The organism is Micromonospora sp. WMMD1082 (assembly GCF_029626175.1).
Taxonomy (GTDB): Bacteria; Actinomycetota; Actinomycetes; order Mycobacteriales; family Micromonosporaceae; genus Micromonospora.
On record NZ_JARUBM010000002.1, the window covers coordinates 2,837,460 to 2,849,706 of the forward strand.

Annotated in this window: 13 protein-coding genes, 1 tRNA gene and 1 riboswitch; of the genes, 9 read left to right on the forward strand and 5 right to left on the reverse strand. The window is 69.7% G+C overall.

Annotation, left to right across the window (positions count from 1 at the left end):
- Window positions 1–208 precede the first annotated feature (208 nt).
- The 4 genes from O7615_RS13070 to O7615_RS13085 all read left to right on the forward strand — a co-directional run bounded on the left by O7615_RS13070 (window position 209) and on the right by O7615_RS13085 (window position 5,648).
- Complete coding sequence (locus tag O7615_RS13070) at window positions 209–472, forward strand: cell division protein CrgA (RefSeq protein WP_278177755.1); 264 nt, start codon at window positions 209–211, stop codon at window positions 470–472.
- Window positions 473–750: 278 nt separating this feature from the next.
- A complete protein-coding gene (locus O7615_RS13075; RefSeq protein WP_278177756.1) occupies window positions 751–2,982 on the forward strand; it encodes a (Fe-S)-binding protein in 2,232 nt (743 codons plus the stop codon).
- Between the two features lie 248 nt (window positions 2,983–3,230).
- Entirely contained in the window at window positions 3,231–4,241 is a 1,011-nt protein-coding gene (locus O7615_RS13080; protein WP_278182088.1) for a C40 family peptidase, read from the forward strand.
- 218 nt (window positions 4,242–4,459) lie between these two features.
- Window positions 4,460–4,595, forward strand: a riboswitch (cyclic di-AMP (ydaO/yuaA leader).
- Window positions 4,596–4,607: 12 nt separating this feature from the next.
- The gene (locus O7615_RS13085) at window positions 4,608–5,648 is read left to right on the forward strand and encodes an NlpC/P60 family protein (RefSeq protein ID WP_278177757.1); all 1,041 of its coding nucleotides are present in this window, start codon (window positions 4,608–4,610) and stop codon (window positions 5,646–5,648) included.
- A 76-nt stretch (window positions 5,649–5,724) separates the two neighbouring features.
- Here O7615_RS13085 and dcd read toward each other — a convergent pair whose 3' ends face one another.
- On the reverse strand, window positions 5,725–6,303 hold the full coding sequence (dcd, locus tag O7615_RS13090; protein ID WP_278177758.1) for a dCTP deaminase: 579 nt from the start codon (window positions 6,301–6,303) through the stop codon (window positions 5,725–5,727).
- Between the two features lie 78 nt (window positions 6,304–6,381).
- On the opposite strand from dcd, the gene O7615_RS13095 reads away from it, so the two are divergent.
- Entirely contained in the window at window positions 6,382–6,921 is a 540-nt protein-coding gene (locus tag O7615_RS13095; protein WP_347405085.1) for a pyridoxamine 5'-phosphate oxidase family protein, read from the forward strand.
- Window positions 6,922–6,982: 61 nt separating this feature from the next.
- Here O7615_RS13095 and O7615_RS13100 read toward each other — a convergent pair whose 3' ends face one another.
- On the reverse strand, window positions 6,983–7,984 hold the full coding sequence (locus O7615_RS13100; RefSeq protein WP_278177760.1) for a zinc metalloprotease: 1,002 nt from the start codon (window positions 7,982–7,984) through the stop codon (window positions 6,983–6,985).
- Between the two features lie 245 nt (window positions 7,985–8,229).
- Here O7615_RS13100 and O7615_RS13105 point away from each other — a divergent pair.
- Window positions 8,230–8,300 (forward strand) — tRNA-Gly (locus O7615_RS13105).
- 122 nt (window positions 8,301–8,422) lie between these two features.
- Here O7615_RS13105 and O7615_RS13110 read toward each other — a convergent pair.
- Window positions 8,423–9,010 (reverse strand): DinB family protein, encoded by a 588-nt coding sequence (locus O7615_RS13110; RefSeq protein WP_278177762.1) that lies wholly within the window; start codon window positions 9,008–9,010, stop codon window positions 8,423–8,425.
- Window positions 9,011–9,140: 130 nt separating this feature from the next.
- The gene (locus O7615_RS13115; RefSeq protein ID WP_278177764.1) at window positions 9,141–9,629 is read right to left on the reverse strand and encodes a hypothetical protein; all 489 of its coding nucleotides are present in this window, start codon (window positions 9,627–9,629) and stop codon (window positions 9,141–9,143) included.
- Window positions 9,630–9,825: 196 nt separating this feature from the next.
- On the opposite strand from O7615_RS13115, the gene O7615_RS13120 reads away from it, so the two are divergent.
- The 3 genes from O7615_RS13120 (at window position 9,826) to O7615_RS13130 (ending at window position 11,738) form a co-directional block, all read left to right on the forward strand.
- Window positions 9,826–10,218, forward strand: coding sequence for a hypothetical protein (locus O7615_RS13120; RefSeq protein WP_278177766.1), 393 nt, complete (start codon window positions 9,826–9,828; stop codon window positions 10,216–10,218).
- Entirely contained in the window at window positions 10,215–10,745 is a 531-nt protein-coding gene (locus O7615_RS13125) for a DUF6036 family nucleotidyltransferase (RefSeq protein ID WP_278177768.1), read from the forward strand. Before O7615_RS13120 ends, O7615_RS13125 begins: the two co-directional genes overlap by 4 nt.
- A gap of 78 nt (window positions 10,746–10,823) precedes the next feature.
- Entirely contained in the window at window positions 10,824–11,738 is a 915-nt protein-coding gene (locus tag O7615_RS13130) for an LLM class flavin-dependent oxidoreductase (protein ID WP_278177769.1), read from the forward strand.
- 24 nt (window positions 11,739–11,762) lie between these two features.
- On the opposite strand, the gene O7615_RS13135 is transcribed toward O7615_RS13130, so the two are convergent.
- Window positions 11,763–12,194, reverse strand: coding sequence for an ASCH domain-containing protein (locus O7615_RS13135; protein WP_278177770.1), 432 nt, complete (start codon window positions 12,192–12,194; stop codon window positions 11,763–11,765).
- Window positions 12,195–12,247 lie beyond the last annotated feature (53 nt).

Below are 12,247 nucleotides of genomic sequence, written 5' to 3' on the forward strand. Positions count from 1 at the left end.
TCCTCGTGCTCCGCTGCCGCCCCGACGCCGGCCGGTGCGCGCCGGAGCGACGCTGCTTTCCGGTGCTGCCCGGCACCGGTCTGGCCCCATTCGTGGATTGAACGGGTCTTCCGGACTACGCTAGCTGTCGAACATTATTGGCCATGGACCGTCGCCCTCGCGCCCGGTTGTCAGGCCGGACGAGGTCGTAACCCCTCTGGAGAGCGCCGTGCCCAAGTCTCAGGTCCGCAAGAAGAAGGTGTACACCCCGCCCACCGATGTCCGCCCGACGGCGACAGCGGCGACGCGGAAGCCCAGCCCGATGTGGCTGCCGATCCTGGCGGTGTCGCTGATCGTCTTCGGCATCGGCTGGCTGGTGGTCTACTACCTCTCCGAGCAGCGGTGGCCGGTGATGGAGCTGGGCTACTGGAACCTGGCGGTGGGCTTCGGCGCGATGGTCGCCTCCCTGATCGTGCTCTCCCGCTGGCGCTGATCCGCGGGTCGATGGCCCTGACCGCCGGCGGGCCCCCGAGGGCCGGCCGAGCGGAAGTCCCGGCCGCCTCCTAGGGTGTGCGCAGGGCAGCGTGGCCCGGGTGCGAGAAGACTCACGTTACTGCTGGGTAACCTTGCGCGTAGGCTGCACTGCATGACCGAGCGGAGCGAGGTCATCGACCGGTCAGGTTGAGGTGCGGCGACGGTCGGGTCGACCGACCCCTGCCGCCGACCCGGTCGCCGCGCGCTCGACAGGCAGCAGACCGGGAGGCCAACTCGATGGGCAGCGTCCAGATCGTCACCACGATCCTCGCGGCCGCCATCACCGCCGTGGCGGTGTGGCTTGCGGTACGCGCGGTCTCGAAGATGGTGGCCGTCATCCGGCTGGGTCAGCCCGACCCGACCCGGTTCGGCGACAAGGGCAGCCGTACGAAGACCATGCTCGCGGAGACCGCCGGGCACACCCGGATGCTCCGCTGGAGCGTGGTGGGTGCGGCCCACTGGTTCGTGATGGTCGGCTTCGTCGTGCTGTCGCTGCTGGTGCTCGAGGCGTACTTCGAGGTGGTCTCCACCACCGGTGGCCTGCCGCTGATCGGCGGCTGGACGCTCTACGGCCTGGTGACCGAGTGGATCGGCATCCTGGGTGTCGTCGGCATCGGGGTGCTGATCGCCATCCGGCTGGCGAACCGGCCGAACCGGGCGGGACGCCGGTCGCGGTTCGTCGGCTCCACCATGTGGCAGGGCTACTTCGTCGAGGCGGTCGTCCTCGCCGTACTGATCATGGGTTTCCTGATCCGCGGTTTCAAGGTGGCCACCGACCACTTCGAGTACCCGACCTGGGCCACCCCGCTCAGTCACGCGGTCGGCTCGACGCTGCCGGCCTGGGAGGACGGCGTCAGCGTCGCCGCCCTCATCAAGATCGCGATCTCGATGACCTGGCTCATCGTGATCTCGCTGAACGTGACGATGGGTGTCGCCTGGCACCGCTTCCTCGCCTTCCCCAACATCTTCTTCAAGCGGCAGCCGGGCGCGGCCGGCTCGGGTCTCGGCGCGCTGCGGCCGATGATGAGCGACGGCAAGCCGCTGGACTTCGAGGAGGCGGACCCGGAGAAGGATCAGTTCGGGGTCGCCCACGTCGAGCAGTTCACCTGGAAGGGCCTGCTGGACTTCAGCACCTGCACCGAGTGCGGCCGGTGCCAGTCGCAGTGCCCGGCCTGGAACACCGCCAAGCCGCTGTCACCGAAGTTGCTGGTGCTCAGCCTGCGCGACCACGCGTACGCCAAGGCGCCCTACCTGCTGGCCGGCGGCGGCAAGGACCTCACCGGCGAGGAGAAGGCCACCGCCGCCCAGCTTGCCCACCTCGACGTGCTGGCACTCGCCGAGGCGGAGAAGCCGCTGATCGGTGACGCCGAGTCCGGTGGTGTGATCGATCCGGACGTGCTCTGGTCGTGCACCACCTGCGGCGCCTGCGTGGAGCAGTGCCCGGTGGACATCGAGCACGTCGACCACATCGTCGACATGCGTCGCTACCAGGTGCTCATCGAGTCGAGCTTCCCGTCCGAGGCCGGTGTGATGCTGCGCAACCTGGAGAACAAGGGCAACCCGTGGGGTGCCCCGCCGAACACCCGGGAGGACTGGACCAAGGGCCTCGACTTCGAGGTGCCCCGGGTCGGCGAGGTCGACGACTTCGAGTACCTGTTCTGGGTGGGCTGTGCCGGCGCGTTCGAGGACCGGGCCAAGAAGACCACCCGGGCGGTGGCCACGCTGCTGAACGAGGCGGGCGTCTCCTTCGCCATCCTCGGCGAGGGCGAGACCTGCACGGGCGACCCGGCCCGCCGGATCGGCAACGAGTTCGTCTTCCAGATGCTCGCCCAGCAGAACGTCGAGACCCTCAACGAGGCGTTCGAGGGCCGGGAGAAAGCAACGCGCAAGATCGTCGCCACCTGCCCGCACTGCTTCAACACCCTGGGCAACGAGTACGGCCAGCTGGGCGGCGAGTTCGAGGTGGTGCACCACACCCAGCTGCTGGCACACCTGGTCGGCACCGGCCGGCTCACCCCGGTGCAGCCGATCGACGGCGGGGTGACCTACCACGACCCGTGCTACCTCGGCCGGCACAACCGGGTCTTCACCCCACCGCGCGAGGTGCTCGGCGCGGCCCTCAATGGCGGCCAGAACGGCGCAGCCGGCGCGGGCCGTGACGGCGGCCTGGTCGAGATGCCACGCAACAGCGAACGCTCCTTCTGCTGCGGCGCCGGTGGCGCCCGGATGTGGATGGAGGAGCGGATCGGCAAGCGGATCAACGTGGACCGGGTCGAGGAGGCCATGTCCACCGGGGCGAGGACGGTCGCCGTCGGCTGCCCGTTCTGCTCCACGATGCTCAACGACGGGGTGAACGGCAAGGGCGCCGGCGAGCAGGTCGAGGTGGTCGACGTCGCGAGCGTCCTGCTCCGTTCGGTCCGCCCCGAGCAGGCCGCGGGCGCCGAGGAGAACGCGCCGGTCGCCGGCTGACCGATGGCGTACGCGAGCGCGGCGGCACCCGCACCGGTGCCGCCGCGCCGCTTTGGCATTTACGAACGTAACTGTAACGAATTGGCCGACACCCTTTGTGTGCGACCGGTCGCGCAAAGGTGAATGATCCGTTGGTCGCCTTGATTCCGTACGGCGGCTTCCCTAATGTGAGGCACCGACCGTCGCGGGTCGTCTGTCTCGCCTCCTACCGTTCGCGGGACGCCCGGTGGTCGGTTGCAAAGGAGTCGCTGCCGGTGGCAACCATGCCCCTTCATCGTCATGCGCCGGGACGATCCCGTCCGGGCGGGCTGCGCAGGGCCGCCCGCCAACTGGTCGTTCTGGTCGCCGCCGCCGCGGTCGGTGCCGGCCTGCTCGCCGCCCCCGCGTACGCCGAGCCCTCGGTCGACGAGATCGAGGCGCAGATCGACAAGCAGTGGCAGAAGCTGGAGCCCACCATCGAGCAGTACAACAAGGTGCGCGCTCAGCTGAGGGTCAACCGGCAGAAGTCGGCGGACCTGCAGAAGAAGATCCAGCCGCTGGCCCTGGAATCCGAGCTGGCGATGAACCGGGTGGCCGATCTCGCTTCCCGCTACTACATCACCGGCCCGTCCCAGGAACTCGGCGCGGTGCTGCTCAACGCGAAGCCCGACGAGCTCGGCGAGCAGATGGCCCTCCTCGACCGGCTCGCCGCGCAGGAGCGTCGAGAGCTTGATGGCGTCATGAAGATCCGGAAGAAGTACGACGACCAGAAGGCCAAGCTCGACGCGTTGATCGCCGACCAGGAGGCGAAGGAAAAGCAACTGGCGGCGAAGAAGAAGCAGATCGACGGCGAGATCAAGCGGCTTGAGCGGTCGTTGCCGGTGACCACGGTGAAGACCACCAACTGCCCGACCATCAACGGTGTCGTCAGCGCCGCGGCGCGGACCGCCATCAAGACGGCGTGCGAGCAGGTCGGCAAGCCGTACGTCTGGGGAGCCACCGGGCCGAACTCGTTCGACTGCTCGGGCCTGACCCAGTACGCGTACAAGGCCGCCGGCATCTACCTCACCCACTACACCGGTGCCCAGTGGAACGAGGGCAAGGCCATCTCCCGGGCCGACGCCCGCCCCGGCGATCTCGTCTTCTTCCGCAGCGACGTGAGCCACGTCGGGATCTATCTGGGCAACAACCAGATGGTCCACGCGGCACGGGCCGGCAAGCCGGTCAACGTCTCTCCGATCACGACCATGCCGGTGGCCGGCTTCCGTCGCCCCGGCTGAGTAGTCGACGGACAGCGCCGCTGAGGCTCGGCGGTCGACGCCGCTGAGCGGGCGCGCAGGAACGCCCGAGGGCCCCCGGTCAAGTTGCCGGGGGCCCTCGTCGCTGTCGGATGTCAGCACCGACAGTGACGGTGCGGATCTGTTGCGTATCGACGCCGATCGTCCCTACGCTGGGCAATCGTCGGCCCGGTAGCAGATCCGCCCACCGGGGCGGTAACGGTCCGACACCGTCGAGTCGCTTCCGAGCGAGCCGGGGACCCAGGTACCCGGGGTGAATCCGCGATCGTCGCGGTAGGGCGCCCCCTCCCCGCCCGAACCCGTCAGCTAACCCGGTAGGCGGTATGGGAAGAAGGAGTACGGAGCCCGGTGGCACACCATGCCCCGCGGCCACCGTCGCAGCGGCCCGCCTTGCCGGGCCGCCCGCCGGATGCGCCGCGTTTCCGCTGGTACCGCTGCACCACCGCACTTGCCGCACTCGCCGCGACCGCCGTGATCCTGACCGGTGGCGCGGCAGCGGCCCAGGCCGATCCGACGGTCGCCGACATCGAGCGCCAGATCGACGAGGACTGGAACCGGCTCGAACCCGTCATCGAACGGCACAACGCCACCCGACAGGACCTGGCCGCGAAGCGGCGGCAGGCCGACGCCCTCGCCGCCCGGATGGCACCACTGGAACGCCAGGTGGACGAGGCGATGGACCGGGTCGGCCGGCTGGCCGCCGGGGCGTACAAGGGAGAGCAGGTACGGGCCGTCAACACCCTGCTGGGCAGCCGGTCGCCGGGCGAGGTCATCGAACAGCTCGGCCTGCTCGACCGCTACGCCCGCTACCAGCAGGAGGACGTGCGGCACGCGAGTGGCCTGCGCGACGAACTCGCCGCCGCCAAGGCCGGACTGGACCGCACCATCAACCAACTGGCCCGCACCGAGGCCGAACTCGCGGAGAAGCGGCGGCAGATCGACGCCGAGATCGACCGGTTGCAGCGGCTGCGCACCCAGGCGTACGGCCGGGGGAGCGGTGGCCCGCTGCGACCTGCGCCCTGCCCGGCCGGCTATCCCGGCGGGCCGGCCGGCGAGGCGGTCACGTTCGCCTGCGCCCAGATCGGCAAGCCGTACTCCTGGGGTGCCGAGGGGCCGAACGCGTACGACTGCTCCGGGCTGATGCTGGCCTCGTGGGCGCGGGCCGGGGTGGCGCTGCCGCACAACGCGGCGCGGCAGCGTCAGGTCACCGCCTCGGTCAGCCGCAGCGCGCTGCGCCCGGGCGACCTCGTCTTCTACTACCGGGACCTGCACCACGTCGGCATGTACGTCGGTGGTGGCTGGGTGGTGCACGCCTCCCGCGCGGGTCAGCCGGTGAAGATGAAGCGGCTGGACGGCAGCCCCATCCACAGCTTCGGCCGGCCCGGCTGAGGCGTTCGGGCGTACGACGGTGGGGCCTGCGCGATCCCGGTGCGGGCCCCGCTGGCGGCGGCTGACCGCGGCGGGGTCAGCGGGTGGGCCAGGTGCGCCAGTTCTGCCACGCGCGGCTCGGCGTCGGGCCGCGCTGGCCCTGGTAGCGCGAGCCGTAGACGGCCGAACCGTACGGGTGCTCGGCCGGCGAGGAGAGCCGGAAGACGCAGAGCTGGCCGATCTTCATGCCGGGCCAGAGAGTGATCGGCAGGTTGGCCACGTTGGACAGCTCCAGGGTGACATGGCCGGAGAAGCCGGGGTCGATGAAGCCGGCGGTGGAGTGGGTGAGCAGGCCGAGCCGCCCAAGGCTCGACTTGCCCTCAAGCCGGCCGGCGAGCTGGTCGCCCAGCGAGATTACCTCCAGCGTGGAGGCGAGCACGAACTCACCCGGGTGCAGCACGAAGGGCTCGCCGTCGGGCACCTCGACCGCCGAGGTCAGGTCGTCCTGCCGGGTGGCCGGGTCGATGTGGGTGTACAGGTGGTTGTTGAAGACCCGGAACAACGTGTCCAGGCGTACGTCGATGCTGGACGGCTGCACCAGCGTGGGCTCGAACGGTTCGAGCGCCAGCGTGCCTGCCTTGATCTCGGAGACCAGGTCCCGGTCGGAGAGCAGCATCGCCACACCATAGCTGTCGGTGTGCGACCTGCGTGTCGGGCTACCCGCTTCGAACGTGTGTTCGATAAGATGGCAGGCATGGCTTCCTGGTCCGAATTCGCCGCTGACGAGCCTCGACTCGCCAACGGGATCCGCCTTCTCATGCAGCAGTACGGCCCGGGCTTCGGCTACCTGGCCACGGTCCGCGCCGACGGCGGGCCCCGGGTGCACCCGGTCTCCCCGGTGATCACCGACGACGGTCTCTTCTGCTTCGTGATCGACTCGCCGAAGCGGCGCGATCTGGAACGCGACGGGCGCTACGCGCTGCACTCGTTCCCGCCGGAGGAGAGCGACGACGAGGCATACGTCGCCGGCCGCGCCCGGCCCGTGACCGACGATGCCACCGTCGCCCGCCTGGCCCTCGCGGCACGGGCCGCGCCGCACGCCGACTGGCGGCTCTTCGAGTTCACGGTCGACGTGGCGATGCTCGCCCGGCACGGGCACGCCGGTGCCGGTGGGCCGAGCGAGCCGGCGGTCCGGCCGGCCGTCCAGGTCTGGCTCGATCCGTCCGGCACCGTCCCGGAGGCCGTCCGTCCGGCACCGGCCCGCCTGGGCAGGCACCACCGCCGCGCGGCCTGAGCACCCGTGACCGGTGCCGGCCCGTGGGGAAGCGGGCCGGCACCGGTCGTACGGGCTGATGCTAGGCGCGGTAGGCGTTCCAGGCGTTGATCATCCGGGTGGCCTGACCCGGGGTGAACTGGTACATGCAGGTGTCGTACGAGTAGTCCATGAAGTTGGTGATCGGGTCCAGGCCCGGGCTGGAGCAGGTGTCCCGACCGGTCGGGCAGCCGCTGGCCGGTGAGGCCTCGGCGGGGGTGTCCGCGACCTGGTCGCCCTGACCGGAGCAGCCGCCCTGGAAGGTGTGGTAGAGGTTCAGCCAGTGCCCGACCTCGTGGGTGCCGGTGTCGCCCTGGTTGTAGTTGGTGGCGGTGCCACCGGGCAGCGACTCGCTCAGCACGACCACGCCGTCCATCACGTTCAGGTTGCTCTGCGGGAAGGTCGCCCAGCCGAGCAGGTTGTTGCTCAGCTGGCCGAGGTAGACGTTGAGCGTCGCCTTGCCGCCCTGACGCAGCTGGGTCTTCATCTGACGCTCGGCCGTCGAGCCCTGCCGGATCGGGTACCACGACGTGTTGGTGACCCGGTTGATGCTCTGCAACTGGAAGGCGAAGGCGGTGGCGGCCCCGCCCGTCGCGCCGCTGAACGACTGGTTCAGCACGCTGATCTGCGACTGGATCATCGAGTCGGGGATGTTCCCGCCGGCCCGGGTGGTGTCCCGGCGGATCACGTGCACCACGACCGGGATGGTGACGGAGGCGGCGGCTGCCTGGGTGCTCAACGTACGCTGCCCGACCCGCTTGGCCCGCTCCTGGAGCAGGTCGGCGAACTCGGCCTCGCGCTGGTGGACCTGCGCGATGGTCAGCTCGTTCGGGTCGTGCTCGACGGCGGTGCCGCCCTTGGCCCGGGCCAGCGTGCCCGTCGGGTCCGCACACACCTCGTCGGCGGTGACGGCGGCCGATGCCGGGCTCGCGGTCGTGGTGGCGGCCGGCAGCAGGCCGACCGCGGCCACGCCCAGCACCAGCGCGAGTGACGTCGATGCGATGCCGGTCATACGCCGGCTCAGCAGGACGGGACGTAGTCCCATAAGCCCACCTCTTTCTGGCGGCGCGACCGGGGGTTGTGTCGCGCCGTGCGGAAAATGTGGGGAGGACGTTACAACCCATCGACAGATTTGAGAATGGCTATGTGTTGCCGGCAGGAAACTTCTTGCTGGCCCGACGCCGGCCGTGCTGCCTGGTCCCGCTGGCCTGGCCGCCGTCGCCCGGGAGCGGGTGGCGGCGGGGTGCCTGGGTGCACCGTGGCGGTGACTCAGGTACAGTGATCCCGCTCGCGGGTGTAGTTCAATGGCAGAACATCAGCTTCCCAAGCTGACAGTGCGGGTTCGATTCCCGTCACCCGCTCCGGGTTGAAGCCCAGGTCAGGACAGGTTCCCGACCTGGGCTTCATTCATGCCGGTGTCCGTCGGGCCCGGTCCGTGACACGAGAGCCGACTCCGTCTGTTCCGGCAGCGTCCGACCGTGCGTCAAGGCCCGCTTTGACGTGCGGGGCCGGGCCGGCTCGGTACGGCTCCGTCCTGCCAGCGGTAGAGGTCGCGCAGCAGGGAAATCTCGGCGCCGTGATGGATCAGCTCCCTGTTGACGTGCAGGATCCTGCTCTCCATGGGAAACCGCTCGGGGCCCACCGTGGGAGGATTCTCTAGGTCAGCGTCCGAGAGGTCGCGAACCCCCGCGTTCCATTTCCCATACATCTCGTCGAGCTGTTTCAGCGCCTCGTCAGCGGTCCCCGCGTAGGCGAATGTCTCGGAGTCGACGTCCTGGCCGCCGAAGTACCATCCGACCCGATAGCCCAGACACGAGACGATAATGTGCGCCAGCCGCCAGGCAATCGTGGTCACTGGCGCCGGCACCGGACCAGGGAACACGTAGTCCATCGTCCATCCCCCCGAACCTTCCGACATCGATGCGGCCGACGTGCCCCGTGGGCGGATACTCCAACAGCCGCCCACCGGCTCCCAGAAGTACTCCTCGTCGGTAAGACCCTCCAGCCGTGGCCGCAGGTTCTTGCGCCAGTACCAGTCCAACTGCTCCGCGAGCTGCTCGCTTCTTGTCACTTCCGCACCCTACGTACAACGGAGACCTGGCTGCGACACGCGCGGACGCCGAGCCATTCCCGCCGCGTGCCGCCCGCAGTCTGCGGGCGTGCCCGATGCGTAGGGGTCAAGGGCGATGGCTTGGCGGCATCTAGAGTCCGGACGACTGCTGGGAGAGCCAATCCCGGTGCTGTGCCTTCAGCGCGTCCCGTTGCTCTCGGGTCGGCAGAATGACATCGGCTCCACCGTCGTAGGGGTGATACAGCCATCGAAGGTCAGCCGGCGCGAGGATCACGTTTGACAACTCGTCGTCGGCGACGGCCCTCAACAGGGTGTCAATCGCGCCCGATCGCCAAGGGATCGTCTCGCCGTAGAGCTGTGTATAGGTGCGGTACTCAGGCTCTTCCTCGGGGTCTGCCAGCAGGGTCTGCCAGTGCCATGCCGACGGCGCGACTTCTGAACGCCTCGGCCACATCTGGGGGGTGGCTGCCGGGCCCTCTGTCCACTCGCTGGTTACAACAAGAAGGACGGCACCTGGACCGAGCTCTGACAGCACCGTGTAGTGCCGGTCGAGCACGATCGCGTACTCGGTCTCGTTGTCTGCGTACCGCTTCGATCCTGGCAGGCTGTGGAACCTCACCCACCGATCCGGGTATTGGCCGCGAAGCCAGTGGGCGAACGGTGGGCACTCGGACCAGCGCTGCTCCCACAGCTCGGTCAAGGCCGGCGGATTCAGTTCTTGGCTCGGTGTCACCGCGCTGTTGTACCTCAGGTCTAGGGAGGGTCGCTCCCAGGGGCCAGGCGGAATCTGCCCCCGGTGTACTAGCGTCAGGGGTGTGAGGAAGCGTGGCGCGAGGTATCAGCCGCTCACGGTGGTGCGCCTGGGTGCCCTGCTCGTCGGAGCGGACGAGGCGCGGCGGTGGCGGTTGGTGGCGGAGTTCCTGGAGGAGTACCGCTGGGAGCCGTCCGATGTGCGCGCTGGTCTGCTGGAGCAGGAACCTTCGCCTACCGGGGACGAGCACTGGGACGTGTTCCTCGCCGCATTGACAGAGCACTTGGCGGCCAAGGATGGGCGCGGTGCGCCGTCGTGGGTCGAGACGCGGTCGCTGCGGCGTTTCTGGTTTCCCTTCAACACTCGTGCCGCCCGGGTTGACGCGGTGGTGCACGCGCCAGCGGCATTCCGTCGTCGCGGCGTGTATGTGTCGGCCCAGGAGTTGAACGTCGCGTGAGCGTCGATGATCCGCTATTGGACCGTGCCGCGATCGAGGACGCTTTCCGGCGGCTCGGGGACCGGCTGGCAAGGCGAGGCGTGGTTGCGGATCTGTACATCTTCGGTGGGGCCGCCATGGCTCTGGCCTACGACGCACGGCGGGCGACCCGCGACATTGATGCCGTGTTCCAGCCGCACGGGGTAGTGCTCGACGAGGCCCGAGCCGTCGCCGACGAACTCGGCCTGCCGCGCTGGTGGCTCAACGAACAGGCGAGTGCCTACGTCGCTCCCGGCGGCGACGCGACAGCGCCTCGCGTATTCGATCATCCCGGCCTGCGGGTCGCGGCAGCGTCTGCGGAACACCTGTTGGCTATGAAGGTGCTTGCCGCACGTCGTCGGGACGCCGACGACATCCGTTTTCTGGTTGACCACCTTAGGTTGACCAGCGTCGAAGAGGTCCTCGGTCTGTGTGCGGACATCTTCCCCGAGGAGGAGGTTCCGGGCCGGGCAAGACTCGTACTCGACGACGTTTTCGACGGTCTGTAGCCCGACTGCTGGAACGAATGCATCCCGCCCAGCCACACCGCGCCCCGGCAGACCTGCGCGGTACCAAGGCGGGCCGGGATGACCGGGGGCGTCGGTCGCCGTACGCTGGCGATCATGCGGTTTGGCATCGTGATCCTGCCCGATCAGCGCTGGTCGGTGGCCCAGCACCGGTGGCGGCAGGCCGACGAGTGGGGCTTCGACCACGCCTGGACGTACGACCATCTGGGCTGGCGTGACCTGGTGGATGGGCCCTGGTTCGACTCGATCACCACGCTCACCGCCGCCGCGACGGTGACCTCCCGGATCCGGCTCGGCACGCTCGTCGCGTCGCCGAACTTCCGGCATCCGGCCGCCTTCGTCCGGCAGGTGACCGCGCTCGATGATGTCTCCGGTGGGCGGCTGCTGCTGGGGCTCGGCGCGGGTGGCATCGGGTTCGACTCGGCGGTGCTCGGCGGGGAGACGCTTCCGCCACGGCAGCGGGTGGAGCGGTTCGCCGAGTTCACCGAGTTGCTCGACGCGATTCTGCGGCAGGACGGGACGACGTGGCGCGGTGACTGGTTCGCGGCGGTGGACGCGCGCAACAACCCGGGCTGCGTCCAGGCGCCCCGGGTGCCGCTCGTGGTGGCCGCCAACGGTCCCCGGTCGATGCGGCTGGTCAGCCGGTTCGGGCAGGGCTGGGTGACCACCGGTCCCGGCGGCGACGACCTGGCCGAGTGGTGGGCCGGGGTGGCCGAGCTGGTCGCCCGGCTCGACTCGCGGCTCGACGCCGATGGACGGGACCCGGCCAGCCTGGACCGTTACCTCTCGCTGGACTCGGCACCGGTCTTCTCGCTGAGCAGCGCGCAGTTCTTCGCCGACCAGGTCGGCCGCGCGGCGGAGCTGGGGTTCACCGACGTGATCACGCACTGGCCCCGGACGAGCAGCTGGTACGCCGGCGACGAGGCGGTCCTGGTGGACGTCGCCACCCGCCTGCTGCCCGAGCTGCGCGGCTGACAGTCCGGGCCGCTCCGGATCTGGTCACGTGCCGAGGTCGCCGGTGGGCACGCCGCCGTCGCCGGCGGACACCAGCCGGAAGCGTACGCACACGATCCTGCTGTCTCCGGTGACCGGGGTGCCGGCGCGGGCCCAGTAGGCGGCGTGCCCGGCGCGCCACTCCTCGATCGAGCGGTCGCCCTCCCCCTCGGCGCGGGCGAAGTCCCACGGCACCTCGCCGAAGCGGCTCACCTCGACGCCGGTCACCTCGACCACGCCCACCAGGGCGTCCTGGTCGTCAACGAGGGCGAGTCGCTCGCCGACGTGCTCCACCTCCTCGCCCTCCTCGGCGTACTCGTCGAGCAGGCCGGCGGTGGCGGTCTTCACGCGGGCCAGCACGAGGGTGTTGAGGTGCGTCCGTAGTTCGCCCGGGGTGCCGAGGGCGAGGGTGCGGAGCGCGCCGATCCGTGGCCACATCCTGCCGACGCTACCGACCGGCCGTACGCCCGGAGGCGCCTTCGCCGTCGCAC

Bases quoted from the DNA above. Each gene is read 5' to 3' on its own strand.
- O7615_RS13130 (WP_278177769.1), top strand. From the start codon at position 10,824: ATGACCGGGGGCGTCGGTCGCCGTACGCTGGCGATCATGCGGTTTGGC.
- O7615_RS13075 (WP_278177756.1), top strand. From the start codon at position 751: ATGGGCAGCGTCCAGATCGTCACCACGATCCTCGCGGCCGCCATCACC.
- O7615_RS13135 (WP_278177770.1), bottom strand. From the start codon at position 12,194: ATGTGGCCACGGATCGGCGCGCTCCGCACCCTCGCCCTCGGCACCCCG.
- dcd (WP_278177758.1), bottom strand. From the start codon at position 6,303: ATGCTGCTCTCCGACCGGGACCTGGTCTCCGAGATCAAGGCAGGCACG.
- O7615_RS13100 (WP_278177760.1), bottom strand. From the start codon at position 7,984: ATGGGACTACGTCCCGTCCTGCTGAGCCGGCGTATGACCGGCATCGCA.
- O7615_RS13095 (WP_347405085.1), top strand. From the start codon at position 6,382: ATGGCTTCCTGGTCCGAATTCGCCGCTGACGAGCCTCGACTCGCCAAC.